Annotated in this window: 19 protein-coding genes; 9 read left to right on the forward strand and 10 right to left on the reverse strand. The window is 39.3% G+C overall.

The window, feature by feature from the left end; translation table 11 throughout:
* Positions 1–5 precede the first annotated feature (5 nt).
* Both BC659_RS01485 and BC659_RS01490 read left to right on the forward strand, forming a co-directional pair.
* Positions 6–980: a coiled-coil domain-containing protein gene (locus tag BC659_RS01485; RefSeq protein ID WP_133472810.1), complete on the forward strand. Its 975-nt coding sequence runs from the start codon at positions 6–8 to the stop codon at positions 978–980.
* A 188-nt stretch (positions 981–1,168) separates the two neighbouring features.
* On the forward strand, positions 1,169–2,320 hold the full coding sequence (locus BC659_RS01490; protein WP_133472811.1) for a sensor histidine kinase: 1,152 nt from the start codon (positions 1,169–1,171) through the stop codon (positions 2,318–2,320).
* On the opposite strand, the gene BC659_RS01495 is transcribed toward BC659_RS01490, so the two are convergent.
* The gene (locus BC659_RS01495; protein WP_133472812.1) at positions 2,298–2,591 is read right to left on the reverse strand and encodes a hypothetical protein; all 294 of its coding nucleotides are present in this window, start codon (positions 2,589–2,591) and stop codon (positions 2,298–2,300) included. The two genes, BC659_RS01490 and BC659_RS01495, sit on opposite strands and share 23 nt — an antisense overlap.
* A gap of 98 nt (positions 2,592–2,689) precedes the next feature.
* On the opposite strand from BC659_RS01495, the gene BC659_RS01500 reads away from it, so the two are divergent.
* The 3 genes from BC659_RS01500 to BC659_RS01510 all read left to right on the forward strand — a co-directional run bounded on the left by BC659_RS01500 (position 2,690) and on the right by BC659_RS01510 (position 5,065).
* On the forward strand, positions 2,690–3,211 hold the full coding sequence (locus BC659_RS01500; protein WP_133472813.1) for a GNAT family N-acetyltransferase: 522 nt from the start codon (positions 2,690–2,692) through the stop codon (positions 3,209–3,211).
* Positions 3,212–3,280: 69 nt separating this feature from the next.
* A complete protein-coding gene (locus tag BC659_RS01505; protein ID WP_133472814.1) occupies positions 3,281–4,231 on the forward strand; it encodes a helix-turn-helix domain-containing protein in 951 nt (316 codons plus the stop codon).
* 69 nt (positions 4,232–4,300) lie between these two features.
* Positions 4,301–5,065 carry an SDR family NAD(P)-dependent oxidoreductase gene (locus tag BC659_RS01510; protein ID WP_133472815.1) on the forward strand — a complete coding sequence of 255 codons (765 nt, stop codon included), beginning with the start codon at positions 4,301–4,303 and terminating at the stop codon, positions 5,063–5,065.
* 127 nt (positions 5,066–5,192) lie between these two features.
* Here the strand turns inward: BC659_RS01510 and BC659_RS01515 are convergent, their stop codons facing one another.
* Together BC659_RS01515 and glgB are read right to left on the reverse strand one after the other, a co-directional pair.
* Positions 5,193–5,861 (reverse strand): head GIN domain-containing protein, encoded by a 669-nt coding sequence (locus tag BC659_RS01515; RefSeq protein ID WP_133472816.1) that lies wholly within the window; start codon positions 5,859–5,861, stop codon positions 5,193–5,195.
* A gap of 105 nt (positions 5,862–5,966) precedes the next feature.
* Positions 5,967–7,982: a 1,4-alpha-glucan branching protein GlgB gene (gene glgB, locus BC659_RS01520; protein WP_133472817.1), complete on the reverse strand. Its 2,016-nt coding sequence runs from the start codon at positions 7,980–7,982 to the stop codon at positions 5,967–5,969.
* A gap of 130 nt (positions 7,983–8,112) precedes the next feature.
* Between glgB and BC659_RS01525 the strand changes: the two genes are divergently transcribed.
* From BC659_RS01525 to BC659_RS01540, 4 genes are all read left to right on the forward strand, one after another.
* On the forward strand, positions 8,113–10,881 hold the full coding sequence (locus BC659_RS01525) for a TonB-dependent receptor (protein ID WP_162847319.1): 2,769 nt from the start codon (positions 8,113–8,115) through the stop codon (positions 10,879–10,881).
* The gene (locus BC659_RS01530) at positions 10,871–11,629 is read left to right on the forward strand and encodes a GLPGLI family protein (protein WP_162847320.1); all 759 of its coding nucleotides are present in this window, start codon (positions 10,871–10,873) and stop codon (positions 11,627–11,629) included. Before BC659_RS01525 ends, BC659_RS01530 begins: the two co-directional genes overlap by 11 nt.
* A 221-nt stretch (positions 11,630–11,850) precedes the next feature.
* Positions 11,851–14,619: an outer membrane beta-barrel family protein gene (locus BC659_RS01535; RefSeq protein WP_133472820.1), complete on the forward strand. Its 2,769-nt coding sequence runs from the start codon at positions 11,851–11,853 to the stop codon at positions 14,617–14,619.
* Positions 14,620–14,632: 13 nt separating this feature from the next.
* Complete coding sequence (locus tag BC659_RS01540) at positions 14,633–15,370, forward strand: GLPGLI family protein (RefSeq protein ID WP_133472821.1); 738 nt, start codon at positions 14,633–14,635, stop codon at positions 15,368–15,370.
* Between the two features lie 122 nt (positions 15,371–15,492).
* Here the strand turns inward: BC659_RS01540 and BC659_RS01545 are convergent, their stop codons facing one another.
* The 7 genes from BC659_RS01545 to BC659_RS01575 all read right to left on the reverse strand — a co-directional run bounded on the left by BC659_RS01545 (position 15,493) and on the right by BC659_RS01575 (position 22,478).
* A complete protein-coding gene (locus tag BC659_RS01545; protein ID WP_133472822.1) occupies positions 15,493–16,062 on the reverse strand; it encodes a PepSY domain-containing protein in 570 nt (189 codons plus the stop codon).
* A gap of 89 nt (positions 16,063–16,151) precedes the next feature.
* A complete protein-coding gene (locus BC659_RS01550; protein ID WP_133472823.1) occupies positions 16,152–16,565 on the reverse strand; it encodes a tail fiber domain-containing protein in 414 nt (137 codons plus the stop codon).
* 19 nt (positions 16,566–16,584) lie between these two features.
* The gene (locus BC659_RS01555) at positions 16,585–17,520 is read right to left on the reverse strand and encodes a WD40 repeat domain-containing protein (protein ID WP_133472824.1); all 936 of its coding nucleotides are present in this window, start codon (positions 17,518–17,520) and stop codon (positions 16,585–16,587) included.
* Positions 17,521–17,535: 15 nt separating this feature from the next.
* Positions 17,536–17,901, reverse strand: coding sequence for a VOC family protein (locus tag BC659_RS01560; RefSeq protein WP_133472825.1), 366 nt, complete (start codon positions 17,899–17,901; stop codon positions 17,536–17,538).
* Positions 17,902–17,913: 12 nt separating this feature from the next.
* Complete coding sequence (locus tag BC659_RS01565) at positions 17,914–19,086, reverse strand: cation:proton antiporter (RefSeq protein WP_133472826.1); 1,173 nt, start codon at positions 19,084–19,086, stop codon at positions 17,914–17,916.
* 102 nt (positions 19,087–19,188) lie between these two features.
* The gene (locus BC659_RS01570) at positions 19,189–21,054 is read right to left on the reverse strand and encodes an alpha-amylase family glycosyl hydrolase (protein ID WP_133472827.1); all 1,866 of its coding nucleotides are present in this window, start codon (positions 21,052–21,054) and stop codon (positions 19,189–19,191) included.
* Between the two features lie 26 nt (positions 21,055–21,080).
* A complete protein-coding gene (locus BC659_RS01575; RefSeq protein WP_133472828.1) occupies positions 21,081–22,478 on the reverse strand; it encodes an MFS transporter in 1,398 nt (465 codons plus the stop codon).
* Positions 22,479–22,521 lie beyond the last annotated feature (43 nt).

Below are 22,521 nucleotides of genomic sequence, written 5' to 3' on the forward strand. Positions count from 1 at the left end.
TTTTTATGAGTAGCTTCAACACACCAGATCCAAACGCTGCACCACAGCAAAAAGACAACCGTAAAGTAATATACGGTATCCTGATTTTCGCCCTTCTCGGTACATGGGCCTATATATTCTACGATAAGAGTCAGACCAAAGAAACCATTGGTCAATTGGAAACAAAAATTACCAATGTTGACAGTGCCCGTAATGCTATTCAGCAGGAGTTTCTGGAAGTATCTGCTAAAGCAGATTCACTTACCCAGAATAATATCCAGCTACAGGGAGCTTTGGCAGACCGTGGTTCTGAAATCCAGAAAATGAAAAGCAGCATCAGCAATATTTTAAAACGCAAGAATGCTTCTGATGCTGAATTGGCTCAGGCCAAACAAATGATCAGCGAACTGAATGGCAAGATCGACGGACTCTTTGCAGAAATCGAGAAACTGCAGGGGGAGAATAAGCAGCTTACAGCTGCTAATGAACAACTGAATACAGAAAAAACACAGTTAACTTCTGATAAAGAGAACCTTCAGCAGAACCTTACGGCTACTAAAAAAGAGCTGGATGAAAAAGTGGACGTAGCTTCTACGCTTCATGCTTCCAATATTGGCATCACTGCCATTGATGTACGCAACGGTGGTAAAGAGAAAGCAACCACCACTTCAAAACGCGCAGACCTGATGCGCATTTCATTTGTTCTTGACCCTAACCGTATTGCCCCAAGTGGTAGTAAAGACATATATGTTTGTGTAACTGCGCCAGACGGAAAAGTAATTTCTGAGGGTGCAAGATTTGTAACCCGCGAAGAAGGTGAAAAAGCCTATACCAGCAAGGTAACTGTTAACTATGAGCAGGGCAAAGTAACACCGGTAAGCTTCGACTGGAAACAGTCTGATAAATACCAGACAGGCAATTATAAAATTGAGATCTATAATAATGGTTTCAAAATTGGCGAAGGTGTAAAAACACTGAAGAAAGGCGGCTTATTCAGCTAAGTTTCAAATAAAAATTTTCATAAGCAAGCAATCAATACAAGGGCTCCGCAAGGGGCCCTTTTTGTGAATGGTGAATGGTCAATGGTGAATAGTTTTTTATGGTATTTTTTTCGACTATCCATATTGACAATTCACCATTGACCATTCACCATCCCTCCTTTTCCTTATCTTCAACACAAAAATCATCCATGCGCATAAACTGGCGGATCATATTGGTTGCTATCGCCATCATATTGGTGAGCGGTACCATTTTTTATTCGCAGTATGTTGCAGGTAAAATTGCCACAGAAGAAAGAAAATATGTGACTGTTTGGGCCGAGGCCCAGCGAACCATTTTAAACACGCCAGACACTGCCAGCCTGAACCTGGCTACATTTATTTCTTTTGAAAACAAAGAAATACCCATTCTTGAAACCACTGAAAAAGATAGTATTACAGGAAATTACCTGAATCTCGACAGTAGTTTAGTGGAATCTGATCCAGGTTATTTACAAAAAAAACTACATGAATTTAGGCGGTATAATAATAAACCAATTGTACTCGTAATTAAGGACAGCCCATACACAGCCAATCATTATTATTACGGACAAAGCAAGCTATTGAAAGAGGTAAAATTATACCCGCTGATACAACTGGTTATCGTTGCTCTTTTTATCGCCATTGCTATCATGGCTGTACAGTCACATTACCGGGGTGCACAAAATCAATTATGGGCCTCTATGGCGAGAGAAACCGCACACCAGTTGGGCACACCAGTTTCCAGTCTCGAAGGGTGGCTGGAAATATTAAAGCAAAAAAAAGAAAATGAAGCCATTATTCCAGAAATAACAAAAGATGTTAACCGCCTGTTATTGATCACAGATCGTTTTGGGAAAATAGGAAGTCAACCGAAACTTGAACCAGGGAATCCCTATGATCAGATTGAGCAAATGATCCTTTACATGAAAAAACGTTCCGGCGCGCAGGTACAGTTCGAATTTTCGCCGGAACCGCTATCAGTTAATCCTTTACTGAGCGCCCCCTTGTTTGACTGGGTGATAGAAAACCTGATAAAAAATGCATTGGATGCAATGGAGGGAAAAGGCTTGATCCGTATCGAATCTCATATTACCAATGACGGATTGATAATTGATGTAACGGATAGCGGAAAAGGCATTCAAAGTACTCATTTAAATAAAGTTTTTAAACCCGGCTTTACCACCAAAAAAAGAGGATGGGGTCTTGGCTTGCCTTTGAGTAAACGCATCATGGAAGAGTACCACAATGGCAAATTGTTTGTAAAATGGAGCGAACACGGCAAGGGTACCTGTTTCCGGATCATTCTGCCTCTTCCAGGATAGACATAACCGGCTCTCCAAAACAACTCATGGCAGCATACCATTGATGCAAAGATTGCGGTGTAGCGGTTTCAATAAAAAGATTAGCTTCCCGGCAATAATTTAATAATTCTTTTTCAACTGAACGTTTTTCTGCTGCCACAAGGGGCTGCATCAGTTTGTGCAGACAACTGCTCATCCGCACAAGTTTCTCATCAGTTAAATGATCAAATGCATGCTGTTGCAGGAGTTGCCCTGCTGCATTCATCAGCAGACGATATGGTTTTGTTTCCATACAATAATTTATTGCAATTGACTACAACTGAATAACCCTTAAATGATTAAATTGTAAAGGAATTGTTACGCCATTTTTTTGTGCATAAACTGTGAAATGTGGAAACGCTATACACCTGCAAAATCTGGGAATCCAATGACCTTCCACACTTGTTATCGTATTTAGACCATCTGGATACTGAAGCCCGTTCACGTTTCGGACCTCATGCATTTACTGCCGAGACGCTCTTACAACTCTATCATTCATCAGCCTACAAAGGTTTTTTACTGATCGAAAACAGGAGTACTTATATTATAGGTTATGCGATTATCAGGCTGGGGTATTTTGAACATGATCTCCTGCGATTCCATAGTTATTCGTATTACCCAGATTATAACAGTACTGCCATGTATGCCCCATCGCTGGCCAGTGAATGGCGGAATAAAGGGTTAGGGAAAACACTTTGGTATAGCGTCGAAGATTATCTGAAACAGCTGCAGGTAAAAAAAGTGTTGTTATGGGGCGGTGTTCAGGAAAATAACCTGACAGCGGTTCATTATTACAAAAAGCTGGGATTTGAAACACTCGGTCGTTTCGAAATGAACAGTATGTGGAACCTGGATATGTGCCGATCTTTATGAAAAGAATAACCTGCCTGAAAGCTCAACAAATTACCTACCTTGCATATTATTTGAATTTCGCAACATCACATGGAACCCATTACCATTAAAACATTTTACAAGGACATATTTGGAGGAGTATGCCCGGAGATCGATAAAATGCTGGATGCGGATCAGGGAAAAGATATCGGCCTTTTTAATGTTTTCGATATCAGTCAACTTCAGCCTACCTGTGCCGCAAAAGCCAAAATGCCTTATAACCGCCGCACTTATTATAAAATCAGCCTGATTAAAGGAAAAAACAAAGTTGAATATGCCGATCGTGTGGTTGAGATTCAGGAGCATGCCATTCTTTTTGCCACGCCCAAATTACCTTACAGCTATACACCTTACGATACGCATCAGGCTGGTCATTTTTGTGTGTTTACACGCGAGTTTCTGACCAAATCTAATTCAGGCATACTCCTGGATGAAATACCCATTTTTAAGCCGGGGAGTGATTTTGTGTATGAATTATCAGCTCATCAGGCCAATGATTTTGAATTGATTTTCAATAAGATGCATCAGGAAATCGGATCAGATTATCCTTTTAAATATGATTTACTGAGAAATTATGTAATCGAATTGATCCATAACGGTCAAAAATTAAAACCCCTTACAGCTTCCAGCAACCATATCAATGCCGCCAGCCGTATCTCATCTCTTTTTATCGAATTGCTAGAACGCCAGTTCCCCATCGAAACACAGAGCCAGGTGCTTAGTCTGAGAACCGCAAAAGACTATGCGGATACTTTACAGGTACATGTAAATCATCTCAATAAGGTGCTAAAAGAGTTCACAGGCAGAACAACCAGTGAAATTATATCAAGCCGTATTGCACAGGAGGCTAAACTTCTTTTACGCCAGACCAACTGGAACATTTCTGAAATTGCTATGAGTCTGGGATTTGAAGAAGTGGCCCATTTCTCCAATTTTTTCAAAAAGCATAGTAATATGTCTCCCCTGCATTATCGGGATCAATTATTTGATATTTACAAATAATACGCTGATAATCGCAACAACAGATCGCTGAACCGGGGTCAATTTTGTGTTGTATTTAAAACAACAAAAATGACTCCTACAACAAAAATCGCCCTGGTTACCGGTGGTAGCCGTGGATTGGGCAAAAGCATGGCGATTGAACTGGCCAAAAAAGGACTGGATCTGATCATCACTTACCAACAACAAAAAACAGAAGCTGAAAAAGTGGTTGCCGACATTGCTGCAACCGGAAGAAAAGCAGTTGCAGTAGCACTGGATGTTGCAAAAGCTGAAACTTTCGCAGGATTTACCACCACCATTCAGCAAACATTATTAGCCGAATTTCAAACAGACCGGTTCGATTTTTTGGTGAACAATGCCGGATCTGGTGTTCATGCTGATTTCGCACAGACTACAGAAGAACAATTCGACAGCATGATGAATATTCACCTCAAAGCCCCCTTCTTTCTAACACAGCATTTGCTGCCACTCATGAATGATGGAGGTGGTATTGTGAATATTTCTTCAGGTCTCACCAGGTTTACTTACACCGGATATGATGCTTATTCCACAATGAAAGGCGGTGTAGAAACCCTGACAAAATACCAGGCCAAATTCCTTGGCAACAGAAAGATAAGGGTGAATGTAGTAGCTCCCGGGGCTATTGAGACCGATTTTGGTGGAGGTGCTGTAAGAGATAACCAGGAACTGAAAGACTATCTATCATCCCTCACTTCACTTGGCCGTGTAGGTGTGCCGGATGATGTTGGAACAGTAGTTGCTTTTCTTTGTTCAGATGATGCTAAATGGGTTAACGCTCAGCGCATTGAAGTAGCAGGTGGTATTCATATTTAGCGTATAGCTTATGGGGTATAGCTGCTAGTAAATAGCAGATAGTTCATGGGTAATAGTCTTTGATCTGGGACAGGAATATTATGCGCTCCCTCGATCAACCATTAGCCATGAACTATTTGCCATAAGCTTACTTATCGCTCTGTCTTTTAACTGAACCTCCGCTGCTTACATTGATATTGCGTATCAGACCATCTCCTTTAAAACGAACATAGCCTCCACTGCTGGCTTCTGCAGAAATTTCTTTGTTTACAGTTACCTGTACGCCAGCACCACTGCTCACATCGGCTTTACAATTGGTAACAGCCAGGTCATATCCACGGAAAATGCCCCCGCTACTACCATCTACAGACAATGCATTTGCAGAACCTGATAATGTAATAGTACCGCCACTGCTAACATCTGCCGTAAGTTTATCGAGGCTCACAGACTTAGCCTGAATAGAACCACCACTACTCGCTTCCAGACCATCTAACTGGGTATAGGAAACATATACAACCACTTTCCAGTTTCTTCTTTTCTCCCAGAAGCGCCAGTTATCATTTTCACGGGTGATACGAAGTACCCCATTACTTACCACTGTTTTGATTTTATCAACCAAATCTGCGTCACTTGCCGTTACCGCCAGTTCTTCTTTACTTCCTTTTGTAAGAATTACCTGAATACCAGCGGAGGTTTTTACCGCATGAAATGATCCTATATTTCTTTTTTGCGTATTCTCACCAGATACCACTTCCTGCCCGAGTGCAAAGGAACATAGCATGGTAAGTGCGAATAAACTACTGAATAGCTGTTTCATAATAAGTTTTTTGGTATAACGGCAATCAAATTCAAAAGTTACACCGAAGAAAAAATACAAGTTGCAGATTTCAGGATACAGTTCAAATTCAATACCCTTTACCCCTTATTTGAGAACCACCGCACCCAAGGCCGGGAGATGCACTTTCAACCTGTAATATTTTGCCTTTTTATCGACTAATAAAGAAGGAATGTCCGGATTGAATACATCACCCGTTCCCCAGAATTCTTTACTGTCGCTATTAAAAATTTCCGACCATTTTTCTTTACCCTGCACATCAACTTCCCAATCTCTTCTAACGACAGGAGTTACATTCAATATTACCAGTACATCATCTTTGGCTTTCTTGCCCTTTCGTTTATATACCATAACCGATTCACTCCGATGGTTCAGATCCACCCATTCAAATCCATCATCAGAAAATTGGTTCTCGTATAATGCGGGTTCTGACCGGTATAGTTCATTCAGTTTCTGTACACAATATTTCATACCCCCATGACTAACAAACTGGAGCAGTTCCCATGGCAACTCGCTTTTATAGTTCCATTCACTGGTTGCGGCAAATTCATTACCCATAAAGAGAAGTTTGGCACCCGGGTGGGTAAACATATAAGTATATAATATGCGCAGATTGGCAAATTTCTGCCATTCATCACCGGGCATTTTATATAACATTGGGCTTTTACCGTGTACTACTTCATCATGACTCAGGGGCAGCATAAAGTTTTCATCATAGAAATACATCATGCTGAATGAAAATTTATCCTGATGAAACTGACGGTAAATAGGATCCATTTTAAAATAATCAAGTGTATCATGCATCCAGCCCATCATCCACTTCATACCAAAGCCAAGACCACCTTCAAAAGTGGGTCTGCTGATTTTGGGCCAGTCGGTAGCTTCTTCCGCAATGGTTTGAATATCCGGGAAATCGCGGTAGAGTGTTTCATTCAGGTCTTTGATAAAGGCAATCGCTTCCAGATTACCATTGCCGCCGAATTCATTGGGTTCCCATTGTCCTTTGTTCCGGCTATAATCCAACCGTAACATTGAACTCACGGCATCTACCCTTAGCCCATCCGTATGAAAACGGTCGCACCAGAAACGTGCGCTACTGATCAGAAAAGATTTTACTTCTCCTCGTTTATAATTGAAAATATATGAATTCCAGTCTGGGTGATAGCCCTTACGCATATCAGCATACTCATAGGTATGCGTACCATCAAACATAAAAAGTCCATGTGCATCATAAGGAAAATGTGAAGGAACCCAATCAAGAATCACACCTATTCCGGCCTGATGAAAGGCATCTACCATTGCAGCATATTCCTGCGGGGAACCGAAACGGGATGTAGGGGCAAAATAACCGGTACCCTGGTATCCCCAGCTTCCATCAAAGGGATGTTCCATTACGGGCATTAGCTCTACATGGGTAAACCCCATTTCTTTTATATAGGGGACCAGTCTTTCAGTGATTTGCTGATAGGTATTGTATACTTCCTCATTGTTTTTATCGGGCCGCATCCAGCTCGCCAGATGCACTTCATATACTGACCATGGGGCATTGAGTGAGTTGTGTTTTGACCTTTTTTTCATCCATTCATCATCCTGCCATGGGTAATCGGTTTGCCATGTGATCGAAGCGGTGTAAGGTCTTTTCTCCCAATAATGCGCATAAGGGTCTCCTTTATCAAGCTTAATACCTTTATATCCATGAATATGATATTTATACGCTTCCCCTTGTTGAATACCGGGTATAAAACCTTCCCAGATCCCGGAATTATCGAGCCGAACTTTTAAAGGGTGCGATGATTTGTTCCATTCATTGAAATAACCGGTTACACTTACAAATGTGGCATTGGGTGCCCAAACGGCGAAATATGTACCATGGGTATTCAGTACTGCAAGCTGCTTGTTACCAAAAAAATCATATAGCCTGTAATGAGTGCCGTTTTGAAAATTTCGAATGTCTTCATCAGTAAATAAAGAATAGTTCCAAACAGACTGGTTGGTATCAACAAAATGCAATTCTTCATATTTATTACCCTCCGGCTTATCCGTTCCGGATGTATTATTCGCTTTATTAGTAATAGCCCCATTACTGTTCTTCGGCTTATTCATTTCATCGCTCATAAGACATTCATAATCAAATTATAAAAAATATTAACATTATTTTTCAACTAAAATATTAGTTATTAAGATTTTTTTATGCATTTTTATATTACATGCATCTATAATGCAATTCACTTCAATGCGAAAACTGACTGCCCTTTTAGTTGTAATCGGTTTATTGACCATTACAGACTCTTTTGCACAAAACGTCTCCCTTAAAGGTAAGGTTGTTGACACTACCAATAAAGTAAATCTGCGGGATGCTGTTATTACCCTACTTGACCGCAAAGACAGCAGTCTTGTAAAGTTTGTACGCACAGTAGCAGATGGTGCATTTACCATGAAAGATCTGCTGCCCGGCAGATATATTATTATGGTTAGCTACCCCGGCTATGTGGAAATGATGGATACCCTCCTGTTAAAAACCAATGATGATATAGATTTTAATCAGATCACCTTAAACACACGTGCCCATATTTTACAGGAGGTAATTGTAAAACAAACAATCGCCCCTATTCGCTTCAAGGGCGATACCCTGATTTTTACTGCAGATAGTTTTAAGGTTAAACCGGGTGCAACGGTTGAAGATTTACTTAAAATATTACCGGGCTTTACAGTTAACAGCAAGGGCGAAATAACGGCTCAGGGGCAACAGGTTCAGAAAGTATATGTAGATGGCGAAGAGTTTTTTGGAGACGATCCTACTATGGCCACTCAAAACCTGAACAAGAAAGATGTGGCCCAGATTCAGCTATTTGATAAAAAATCAGATCAGGCTACTTTAACCGGTATTGATGATGGTGAAAAACAGAAAGCCATCAATATTGTATTGAAAGATGATGCCAAAAAAGGATATTTCGGGCGGATAGAAGGCGGTTCTGATTTCAACAAATATTATCAGGGCAAAGCCACTGCCAACCGGTTTACCAGTACCATGAAAGCAGGTGGATATATTGGAATTGATAGAACCGGTCGCAACTCCATGACCTGGGAAGACATGGAAAATTTCGGAGGATTTTCACCCGTGGAAGAAAATGGCCAGACCTATTTAATGTTCGAAAACGATAGCTACAATTTCTTCAACTCACAGGGTATTCCGGAAAACTTACAGTCTGCTTTCATGCTAAATAAAAAATTTGGCCGGTTTAAAAATAGCACAGCCAACAATTACAGTTTCAACAGACAGTTTATTGCAGGTAACAGTTACAATAATTCTCAATATATTTTACCTGATACACTTTATTACTATAACCAATTTAACAGTAACAGAAGTACCAGATCAAAACATGGTTTTAGTACCAGGAATGAAATTAACCTTGATTCTTTTAATACCATCACCATTAACGCCAGAGCCGGTTTTACCAAAAGCAGTGGATCTTCATTTGGCACTACGGAATATTTATCTGAAGAAAAAACTTTAGTGAATAACAGTGCCCGGAGTAATAATACCGATGGAACCAACAACCAGACAAGTGCAGATATTTTTTATAAACGAAAATTGAATAAAACAGGAACTAAAGTACTTACCATTAATGGAGGATATTCGAACACAATTAATGATAATACCGGTTATTTAAAAAACACCATCAACTATTACAGTAATGGACTTTTCGATTCAAGTCAGATCATTGACCAGTTGAAACTTAACAATAACACCAGTACTTCTTATAAGGGATTGATCAGTTATGTTCATCCGTTTAATACCAAAAGTTCTCTGAACATTAATTATACGCTAAATGCTTCTACCAGTGACCAGAATATCAGAACACTGGAAAAGATGAGTACTGGCAAATACGATTCTCTCAATACACGTTTCAGTAATCATTTTGCTTTTAAAAGTAGTTCGCATCGTGGAGGTCTTACCTATACTTACAATACCAAGAAGATATATCTCAGGGCAGGATTAGCTATTCAGGATCTTTCATTAAAACAAACCAATCTTATTAATGATTCATCCTATGCACGCGATTTTGTCAACTTTTTTCCCAGTTCGAATCTAAGGTGGAAATTTTCCCAATCAGGCAGTTTCTCCTTTAGCTATAGTGGCAATACGCAACAACCACAACTTGCCCAATTACAACCCATCCTGAATAATGCCGATCCTTTAAATCTTACTATCGGTAATCAAAATCTGAAACCTGCTTTTACACATTCTTTCAATTTCGATTTAAGTGATTACAAAGTATTAACCGGTGCCAGCAAGTCTGTTTGGGCTTATTTGAACTTTACTGAAAATGCTTTTAGCTCAAAAACAGTAGTGGACAATAAAGGTGTAAGAACTACCCAGACCGTGAACGTAAATGGCAACTATAATTATTACCTGAGTATGGGCTTTGGAAGAAAGATAAAGGCTTTGGACATGACTTACCGTCTGTCTCCCAGAATCAGCGGAAGCAGGTTCAAGAGCTTTGTAAACGGCAGTGAGAACACGACCCATACTCTTTCCCTGACACCTGCCGTAAGTTTTTCGAAAAATATTGAAAAGAAAATGGATGTATATCTGAGCTATAATCCAACTTTTACCAGGTCTAACTCTACGATCAACCGGGGGCAGCGAACCCAATACTGGATACAAAGTATTTATCTTGATTTCAGTTACACCATTATGCAGGGTTTTCAGTTCAACAATAATATTCAGGCTAATTACAGACAGAAGCTTTCTCCCAATGACAGAAGTACCAATGCTTTTATATGGAACATCAGTCTTGAGAAAAAAATGTCCAAAAAACAGGATATTACCGCACTGGTATCTGTCAATGATCTATTAAATCAGCAGATTGGATTTAACAGAAATGTGAGCAGTAATTTTATTTCAGAAAGTACATATGATATGGTTCAACGATATACTATGTTCTCTCTCAGGTGGAAATTCAGTAAAAACAGAAAACAAAACAGCGATGAAGAATAAACAGATCTTACAAATTGGTTTTTTAAGTATCTGCTTATTATTCCTCGGTATACAAACCCGGGGGCAGGTGCAATTTCCCCGTCAGGGGAAAATTGAGTTTGAGAAAAAACTTAACATCCATAAGGAAATAGAAGGAGATAGCTTCTATGACAGTTTTAAGGATAAGATATCCAAATTTCAGACAACTTATTTCAATCTTTATTTTAAGGATGGAAAAACCTTGTATGAAAAAGGAAAAGACCTGAATGAGAAAATCATGTTCTGGAGTGATGATGAAACAACAGATGATATTGTGTATTCAGATTTAGATAATGGCACATTTGTAAAAAAACAAAAAGTTTTTGAGGAAACATTTCTCATCAGTGATTCTATTCGTTTTATCAAATGGCAGATTACCAGTGAAACAAGAGATATCGCAGGTTTTAATTGCCGAAAAGCTACCGGTATCATTCTGGATTCAGTTTACGTTATCGCATTTTATACAGATCAGATACCTGTTAGTGGAGGCCCCCTCTCCTATGCAAAACTACCCGGTATGATTATGGGAATCGCTATACCCAGAATGAATCTTACAATTATGGCTACAAAACTCGAAATGATTGAACCCAAACCGGAAAAACTGGTTCCCCCCGCTCCCGGCAGGGCCAAAAAAGCCAACTATGCGGGCGTCATTGATCAATTGAGAAAATCTTCGCTATCAGGCTGGGGTAGTTATGGACGGAAATACCTGCTTAAATCACTTTTGTAAAATGATTTCTATCCGGCTTTCCAACCTTTCTTCATCTTATCTCTCCTTTGATAGGATATACAGATTTGACGTTTTTTGACTTATTAATTTTATCCATATTTAGAAATTTCTCGACTCAGATTAGGAAAAAATTTAACATTAATTTTCAACTAATCACTTAGTTATTAAAATTTTTTTATGGATTTTTCCATAACAGGCATCAAATAAGGCAACCGAACAAAATGAAAAAACTGACTGCGTTTCTATTGTTAATGGGGATTTTCTCTGTTACCCAGATTTTTGCACAAAACACTTCCTTGAAAGGTACTGTTACCGACACTACCAATAAAGTAAACCTCCAGCATGCTGTAGTTTCACTTTTGAGACCTAAAGATTCGGTTTTGGTAAAATTTGTAAGAACCGATCAACAGGGTCAATTTAGTTTTACCAACCTCCCTCCTGCAAAATATATCATGATCATTTCATATCCTGATTATGCAGATTTTGTGGATGATATCGATCTGGTTGCACAACCACAAAAAAATCTTGGCAATGTATCTGTTACTACGAAGGCACACTTACTTGAAGAAGTAATCGTTAAACAACGCATTGCCGCCATTCGTATGAAGGGCGATACTACCGAATACCGCGCCGATAGTTTTTATGTTGGACCAAATGCCAATGTGCAGGATCTGCTGAAGAGAATGCCGGGCATACAGGTTAATTCCAAAGGAGAAATCAGTGCCCAGGGACAAAAAGTAGAAAAAATACTGGTGGATGGCGAAGAGTTTTTTAGTGACGACCCTGCTGTGGTAACACAGAATCTACGTGCCGATGCGGTAGATAAAGTGCAGGTATTTGATAAAAAAAGTGATCAGGCTGTGTTTACTGGTATTGACGATGGTAAAACAGCAAAAACCATCAATCTTCAGCTAAAAGAAGACGCTAAAAAGGGGTACTTCGGAAAACTGGAAGCAGGATCAGACTTTGATCGTTATAAATACGGGAAGGGCATGCTGAATGCTTTTAAGGGAAAGAGGAAGCTTGCTGCATATATAACGAATGATAATACAAAATTTGAATCTTTAAACTGGAATGAAAGAAATAACTATGGCTCTAATAATGATAACATGCAGGTGATGGAGGATGGTGGTATTGCCATTTTTAGTACAGGTGATGAGTTTTCATACGGTCAGGGTTTACCAACTTCTACTACCGGAGGTTTACTTTTCAGTAATAAGTGGAACCAGGATAAACATAATATCAATACAGCTTATCAATATAACAACCTTAATGTAAAAGGAAGAATACAAACCACTTCACAAACCATTCTTCCAGATACAAGTTTTACGAATACGCAGGACCAGAATTTTGTGAGTGACAGAAAAAGAAACCGGATTAATTCAAAATATGAATTACGTATTGATTCAACCAGTACGTTAAAAATGACACTTACCGGATCTATTGTTACCAATAGAAATGCAAATAGTTTTCTGGGGAAAGCAATCAGTGAAGATGGGAAACTGATTAACCAGTCTGACCGAACCACTACCAATGATGGCGAAGACAGAAACCTGCTGGGCTCATTACAATGGCAAAAAAGACTGAAGAAAAAAGGGCGTACCTTATCTTTTAATGGCGATTTCTCGGTAATGAATAAAACCAATGATGGCTACCTTCTTGCCAAGAACGATTTCTACGATAAAAACGGTTCATTGGTTCGTCAGGATAATCTTGATCAGTTTAAAACAAATGATGAAGCATTATCAAGTATCAACGGAAAAGTGGCTTATACTGAGCCGCTCTGGAAGAACACGTTCATGGAGTTGAATTACCGTTTTGCATTTAACCGGAACAATGCTGAAAGAAATACGCTTGAACGTACTTCTCCCGGAGGAAAATATGAAAACATCATCGATACACTAAGTAACCATTTCATTTATAATTCCAATAATCATATGGGTGGATTTACCCTCAGACTCAATGAAAAGAAATTTAATTTGTATGGCGGTGCCTCTCTAGGTTCAGTTAGGTTTAACCTTGATGATATCAATAAAGGGAATAACCGGAATATCAGTTTCACCAACTTTTTACCTAACGCAGGTATTACATTCAATCCAAAAAAACAAACAAGAATCAATCTCAATTATAATGGCACAACACGCAATCCTACCCTGCAACAGATTCAGCCATTTATTGATAATACTGATCCATTAAACATTACGATTGGTAACCCTAACCTGAAGCAGGAATTCAGGCATAATTTCACCTTCAGCTACAGCGATTATAAGGTATTGAAGAGTAAGAATTTTTACCTCAGTGGAAACTTCTCAACGACTTCCAATGCCATTACCAATGCGAACTTTATCGATAGTATCGGCAGAAGGGTAAATCAGGCTATCAATGTAAATGGCAATTATAATGGTTATATATGGAGTCGTTATGGATTTGATGTATTTCCTTCTTATAACCTGAGCTTTGGCTTTAGTCCGAATATCAGCCGTTTTGTAAACAGGGTTAATGGTTTAGAGAATGTTAGCACCAATAACAGTTATGGATTTGAAGTTAGCCTTGGGCATTGGACAGATAAAAAGTTAAGTTTCTACCTGAATTTTGAATCCAGATACAACCAATCCAAGTCGTCTATACGTCCGGAAGCTGTAACTAAGTACTGGTCTCATACTTCTTATGCTAACCTGAGTTTGAAATTACCTGCCAAACTTTTCCTGGAAGTAAACAGTGAAATAAACTTATATCAAAAAACTGCTCTTTTTGCCAATAACAGCAATGTGTACCTTGTAAATAGCTCATTGAAAAAAACATTCGGTAAAAGTGACAAACTTGAAATGAAAGTCGCTATTAATGACATTTTTAATCAGAATCAGAATATAGATCGTAATATCAGTACCAACTTTATTACTGAAACGATCCGCCAAAACATCCAGCGTTTCTGGATGTTTACCATTGCTTACAATTTCAGCAAAAACGGAAAGCCAACCAACGGATTCTAAAAGAAAATCGATTATGAAAAAACTATTCTTTGCCCTTTTTATATGCTTAGCTGTCAGTGGTTTTTCACAAGCCCGTTTCATCAGTTCCGGACGTGTTGAATTCGAAAGAAAATACAACCAGCATAGTCAGCTGGAAGGTGAGAATGATGGTCCCTGGATCGCTGAAATGAAAAAAATGTATCCGAAAATGCTGACGGATTATTTTGAACTACGTTTCACGAATGACCGTTCCGTTTATCGGTTACTGAAAGAGAATCCAGATAATAAATATCTGTGGATGGGTAAGCCTTCTGAATCAGATGTATTGATCAAGGATCTAAGCAAGGGAACCATTTCTATGCAGCGGGATGTGTTTGAACAAACCTATCTGGTACAGGATAGTCTTAGACAATTAGAGTGGCGCATCACTGATGAAACGAGAAACATTGCAGGTTTTGAATGCAAAAAAGCCGTTACCAAGATCTGCGATTCAGTGTATGTGGTTGCATTCTATACAGATCAGATCATGGTAAACAGCGGGCCTGAAAGCTTTAGTGGCTTACCGGGCATGATCCTTGGACTGGCCGTTCCAAGATTACACACTACCTGGTTTGCAACCAAAGTAGAACTTATTGAACCTAGTTCCACGCAGCTTTCCCCTTCGCAAAAAGGTAAAAAAGCAACATGGAATCAGCTTTCCGCTGATTTAAATAAAGCCATGAAAGATTGGGGGACAGGAGCGGCACGAATATTGTGGACTTCTTTACTGTAACTGAAGTCGGTTTCACTTTCCGACACGTGAGAATGAAATAAATACTGGGAAGTCCGGGGGTCTTAGAAGCCGCATAGTTTTGGGGGTAATTACTATCGGTTTTCGGCTCACGGACTTCCCTTTTACACATGTGCCCGCATTCTTTTTGGACCATACCATAACCAAAACCCTGTAATGGTAAATACCAAAAGTGCCAATCCGATAATAGTTGTATAGATGAGTTTAAAGCTGCCTGATGAAAGATGGAAGTAATGATCTACTATCGAGCCATCATGTACCTTTTCTATGAAATCTGCCCGGCGGATTTCAACACCTAATAATCTACCATTAGAAGCATCCAGTTGCAAAGCTGTGAAATGATCTGTAAACAAAAATTTCACCATCCCTTTTTCGGGCCTGAAATCAATCCGATCAATCGTCTTAGTAAGACCTGTTTGCAAGCTATCAAGATAATATACTGCTTTTTTTTCCAGGCTATCAACTGCTAACCAATCATTGAAAGAAGTTGAAACACCCTTTTGTGAGGTAGCTAACAAATAACCCTTGCTGTTCTTTTTCCAGCCCAGCAAAAGGCCTGTTATGGCTACAATAGAAAAGAAAATAAATAAGCATGCTCCTGTCACCCTATGTATTTTCCTGAATACCCGCAGAATTCTGGCCTGCTTTTGTCTGCTTCCCTTTTGGTTTACCATAATACCCTTATTAATCTATGATTAATGGAAAGCACTGAATGTATTTAATTTACATTCAGCCAGCGAAGCTTTTATACGACTGGATAAAACTATTTTTTTAACGCCTGGATTTCTGCTTTCAGTTGTAGTATCTGTTCTTGTAATTCTTTTACCGATGCTACCAATACTGGAATCAAACCTTCCATTTCCACCTCTTTCACATATGCTTGTTTAAAAAAGTTTTTCCCAGCTGTATAGGAAATGGTTTTGCTTTTAATCAATTGAGGGAAAACGGCTTCTACATTTTCAATTCCAAAACCAAATTGCCGACCAGCCGGTAATTTTAAAGACTTATTATATTCTGCCTTGTACTCAAAAGCCTGTGGCTTTAGTTTACCTAACTGACTGGTAGCATCATTTACAGGGCGTATATATTTCTTTAGTTCTGTATCGCTCATGTCCTGAGATATCCCAACCTGAACAATCAGTAAGGCTGCAAAAAATAATTTTATTTGATTTTTCATATTATGGCATTTTTATCAGCTAATTGAATCGTTGCAAAGAAACGGCTTTAGCGTTCCATTTTTCCAAAATTCCTGTGAAATATATGGTAACCAATTCTTTTGAAGCATAACTCCAACTCACTCCCCAAAGATTTTCCTTGCCATCCCCTCCTTCATATTTCAGTTCCCCGTTTTTCGACCAGACTCTCAGTTTATCACTCGCTGTTGCCAGCAGCGTACCGTCATGATTCCATTGCAGGTCACGGTATTCCATTTTACTGCCTTTAATGGTTTTAAAGAGTTTACCTTCCGGCGTCCAATATTGGAGTAAAGACGAAACGCCTTCTTCTTCGTGTCCATAATCACCCGTAACAAAGAATAATCCTGATGGATGCCATTCTACGGAAAGCACACCTGTAGGTTCTTCCCGATGTTTGATAACTGCTATTTTCTTACCGCTCATTTCGTACAAACGAACATCATCACCCGATACCAGTAATAGATTTTTGGAAGGATGCCAGTCTATATCAAAATAGCTGGTATTATTTTCTTTGGCGATGGTTCTGACCAACTGCCCTTTTTCAGTATAGATTTTAATCAAATGGTTATCTGTAACCGCCAGAAACTTTCCATTATAACTCCAGGTGATCCCCCTGCCGCCAAATTCAATACCCTGCAGGGAAATTGAATCACCCGTTACCATGTTACGGAGATGCATCTGCTTATCATTGGTAGCTACAGCTAACAACTGCCCATCAGGTTGCCAGGCCAGCCTTCGTATCATGGAATGCAGTGGAAATGTTTTTAGAAGTTTCATGTCTTTGATCTGATACAAACGTATCAACTTATCATCTCCCCCGGTTACTGCCAAACTACCAGAAGGGTCTACCGATACAGTCCATAACCCTTTTCCAGGATTCAGTTCCTTAAAAGAAGTCAGCATTCCATACATAATCAATATCAGCAGATAGCGCATAGCAAGTGGTTTATGTTAAACCTTGAGCCATTCGGGAGAACTGTCGGTAGTTGTATTTACTACTATCTCAATACCATTCGGTAATAAGAAGCGTACAGCTAGCATTCCAAGATGCGATTCGTATGGGCCTTCGAACAGCAAATGCTTTGTTTGCAACCGTTGAATCACCGTTTGCATATCATCTGTAATAAAACTGATGCGCACAGCACCTTCCGGCAAATGATGGGAAATATTCAGATCTATGTCGGGTATACCGGCGTCAAAAACCGTTAAAGCTTCTTGTTGCAGCTTCACAGATAATCCGAGTACGGACGACAAAATATCAGTAGCAGATGTAAGTGAGGATGCTCCTGTTTCTATTTCATGAAGACGTATTCGCATCTGTATAGTTTTTTATGGCTTTATTTCTTTTTTTACACCCATCATACCTCCCATCATAATGAGGGCCGTAAGGATAATTACCTGAATGATCAGCGAATTGTTGACCAAATCAATTTTATCAGCCTGAGAAATGGATAAAAACAAGAGTATGCTGATCAGCCCTCTTGGCGCAATGAATAATAAAGGAAATAGTGGCAAACCAGCTATTTTTAATTGAATGGCCCTGGTAATAAAAATAACTGCCACCACAATACCTGCCCATAATAGCGTATCTGTATTTAATAATTCACTGGTTTCAATCAGGTATCCGAAAACAAGAAAGAAAAAAGTACGGATTACAAAAGCAGCTTCGGTTGCAATCTCCCTGAATTTATGTACCTCCTTGTTGAGGTCATCGGGTCTAAGTTTTGCAATCCATTTATTCTGCTTAAGTTCATCCAGGTTACCCAAAAACACCCCAAATAACAATATAAAGAGTAGCGATGGCAAGTGATAAATTTTAGATACCATATAAATAAGTATCACCATAACCATAATGGGAATAAACTTGATATGGTGCTGTATCCTCCCGAGCAGATAAGATAAGCCTACTGATGCAAAAAAAGAAACAACCAGTATTAAGATGAGTTGCCAGCCAAAATGTAGAAATGCCGTTGCATCAATTACTGCATTCAGCGCCACAAAGTTGAATATAATTACGCCAACAATATCCGATAAGCTGCTTTCATAGGTAATAAACTCCCGGTTATAACTATTCAGGTTGCGTGCACTTGGTATGGCAATAGCACTGCTGATGATCGCAAATGGAAGTACATTTACAAGGGATTGTTTGTAATCATATCCGCCATAAAAACTAAATAGCCAGGCCAGTAATAATCCACTTACAATTAATGGAAAAAAAGAAACAATGGCCGCTTTTTTAACCAGTGGAAGTTTTGTTTTATTGAGCTCAAGTTCCAGAGAACCTTCCAATACAATTAAAATCAATCCTACTGTTCCCAATACAGGTAAAATTGATGTGAGATCGGGTATGCTTATCGAGAAAAACACAGTGAGTTGCCTGATCGCCCACCCCATTAATAATAAGAGAATAACTGTGGGTATCCTTGTTTTAGCAGAGCTGATATCAAAAAAATAAGCCAGCAATATCAGCACACAGAAAGTTATGATAATGGATGTCGTCATGATAATTGCAATATAAGTGCTGAAAGCCGTTTTTCATAATTCCGACAACCATCTTCAAATTAGATTAACACAAGAAATACAGCTATCTCACTACTATTCTCATCACTTCAATTCCACAATCATCATTCCTTGTGGAGGCACTTCCATGAAAGTTCCTTTGTTTTCTCCGGTAAATACATCGATAGATTTGGTAAATCCTTTTGTTCGCTCAGGATATTCACTTAAAGCAATGTTTTTACTTTTATCACTTGTATTAACCACACACATGATGGTTTGTTTTTCATCATACCTAAAATATACATATACTCCTTCTGCTGGTATATACTGCATAGTTTTACCAGTTGTTAATGCAGTAGATTTTTTCCGGAACAAAGCTAATTTACTTACAAAATCAAATGCTTCCTGTTCCTGAGATGTTCTGCCATTTTTATGAAATTTATTGATGGCGTCGCCTTCAAAACCTCCCGGATAATCAAGTCGCACCATGGCATCGCTTGGATTCTTGAAATTTTTCATCAGTATTTCTGTACCATAATACATTTGGGGTATTCCACGGAGTGTTAATAATAACCCAATACCCTGCTTGAATTTATGCATACTCTCTCCCGCTACAGAATAAAAGCGATCCATATCATGGTTATCAAGGAAAATACAGTTATTCAATGGCTGCTGGTATAAAATATCCTGTGCCAGTGTCATATAAAGTTTATTGACGCCCTCTGTCCATCCGAAAGGCTGGGTTAGTGTTGCCATGATGGCACTATTGAGTGGAAAGTCTGTTACACCTTCTGCATTGTGTTTAAAAGGAACCTTTATATTATTACGTGTGAAATAAGCACTACCCGTAACCGTATTGGTCCACGCTTCTCCGAAAATGGTTAGTTTGGGATATTCCTTTAACAGTTCATCATTAATCTTATTCAGAAAGGCCTCATCACAGTATTTATAGGTATCTACACGCCAGCCATCAACACCAAATTCTTCTGTGCTCCAAATCGCATGCTGTATCAGAAAAGTGGCAACAAAGGGGTTTCTTTGGTTTACGTCAGGCAAATGCGGTACAAACCATCCATCAAGCATTTGCTTCTTGTCTTTGGCATTTGCGTATGGACTAAACACTGCTTCATCTCTATGGTTACTACCGGTATAACTGCTCCATTGGTTAATCCAGTCCGGAGAAGGCGGATCCTGCGCTATCCAGTGCTGTGAACCGATATGATTATATACGGCATCCTGTATGAGCTTCATACCATTGGCATGTAAGGCATCTGAAAGCTCATGATAGGCTTTGTTTCCGCCAAGACGCTTGTCTACTTTATAATGATCGGTAAACCAATAGCCATGATATCCACTCATCATACCTGCTGATTCTTTATTGAGTGGCATATTGTTTTCGATAACCGGAGTCATCCATACAGTGGTGACCCCCAGTTCTTTCAGGTATGGCAAATGCTGCTGTACACCTTTTATATCACCTCCATGGCGCAACAATACATCATTACGATTACTGTTTACGTCCTGAAGATCGGTAAAGCTGTCATTGGAAGTATCTCCATTACTGAACCGGTCGGGCATAATCAGATAAATAAAATCTTTTGAGGTAACGCCCTGCGCAAATGTTTCTCCTCGGCCTGTTCTTCTGGGTTTAATTTTCCAGGTAAGCTCAATTGTTTTTCCATCCCGCATACCTGTAATTTTTACATCCCCGGGTTTGGCATCTTTTGCTATGGCTATATCCAGCCCCATATATTTACCATTACTGAAACGATAGGACCGTAATTTCTGCACACCTGGATAAGTGATAGTGAAGCGGTAACGCCAGAAAGATGTATCACTTCCTTTAAGGATCAATTGCACATTATTGTGTTGCATATTTGCAAACCAGTGGGAAGGATAAATCGTAATATCCTGAGCATACAAGATTTTCGATACCAGTAAAAGCAATAATATCTGCAATTTTTTTTTCATAAAGTCTGTTTGAAGCAATGAAATTATTATACGCCACCTGCTTTTTCCTGTCTGATACGAACAGCACCCGCATCATAAACGAACAATACACTTATTGCAGCACAAAGCATGAAAAAACCTGCCAGCACAATGGCATAGATAGGCTGACCGCCATAAATATTTTTAACGATCCATCCACCGCCAATACCATTGATGATCTGGGGTAGTGTTATGAAAAAATTAAAGATGCCCATATAGATACCCAGCTTTCCGGCAGGAATAGAGCCAGAAAGAATAACATATGGCATAGCCAGAATACTTCCCCATGCAAGACCAACACCAATCATTGAATATTTTAATAGCTGAGGGTCTTTAATAAAATAGATGGATATTAATCCGATACCGCCTGCTATTAAAGAGAAAGCATGTGTTCCTTTTCTGCCCAACAATTTTGCCATTACAGGTATCAGCAAAGCATAGATGGCTGCAACAAGATTATAGGTACCGAATGCTGAACTTACAGTATTCCCAGCTTCATTGTATGCAACAGATCTGGCATCTTCAGGTGAAAGACCGTATACATGTGTAGCAACAGCATCAGTAGTAAACACCCACATACTGAATAAGGCGAACCATGAAAAGAATTGAACAAGTCCAAGTTGCCTCATGGTTTTAGGCATCTTTTTAAAGTCTTTCAATATTTCTCCTATGCCTGCTTTTTGTGATGCTTCATCAGGCTTACCATGGTATTGTTCATATTCTGCCGGCGGATATTCTTTCGACAAAAAGACAGTGATGAGGATGGCTATGATAAATACCGCTGCTCCAATGTAAAAAGCATATTTAATATTATCAGCTACCCCAGACTCACCAGCTTCCTGTGAAAATCCGTTTCTGGCTAGTAATGAGGGAAGTTCAGATCCTACTACAGCACCTACACCAATAAGAAAAGTCTGAATCGCAAATCCACTCGTTCTTTGTGAATCAGGTAAATTATCGGCAACCAGTGCCCGGAAGGGTTCCATGGCCACATTGAAAGAAGCGTCCATGATCATTACCACTCCGGCGCCTATCCATAAGGCAGGTAAGATAGAAGACATGGCAGCAGAATTAGGAAGGAACACCAATGCTGCAGAAGAAAGCAAGGCGCCTATCAGAAAATAGGGTTTTCTTCTTCCTACCCTGTTCCAGGTTCTATCGCTGTAATGACCAATTAAAGGCTGAACAATCATGCCCATTAAAGGTGCTACAATCCAGAACATGGGAAGATGTTCTACATCAGCACCAAATGAACGAAGTATCCTGCTCGTATTTCCATTTTGCAATGCAAATCCAAACTGAACACCCAGAAAACCAAAACTCATAAAAAATATCTGGGCAATTGACAATCGTGGTTTGGGTTTTAAACCCGAAGGGCTCGAAGTATGTGGTACAGAGCTGGCCATGGCAATCGTTTTGTAATGTGTATAAATTACATATCCTTAAATG

This window comes from Sediminibacterium goheungense, assembly GCF_004361915.1.
In the GTDB taxonomy this organism is placed as follows: Bacteria; Bacteroidota; Bacteroidia; order Chitinophagales; family Chitinophagaceae; genus Sediminibacterium; species Sediminibacterium goheungense.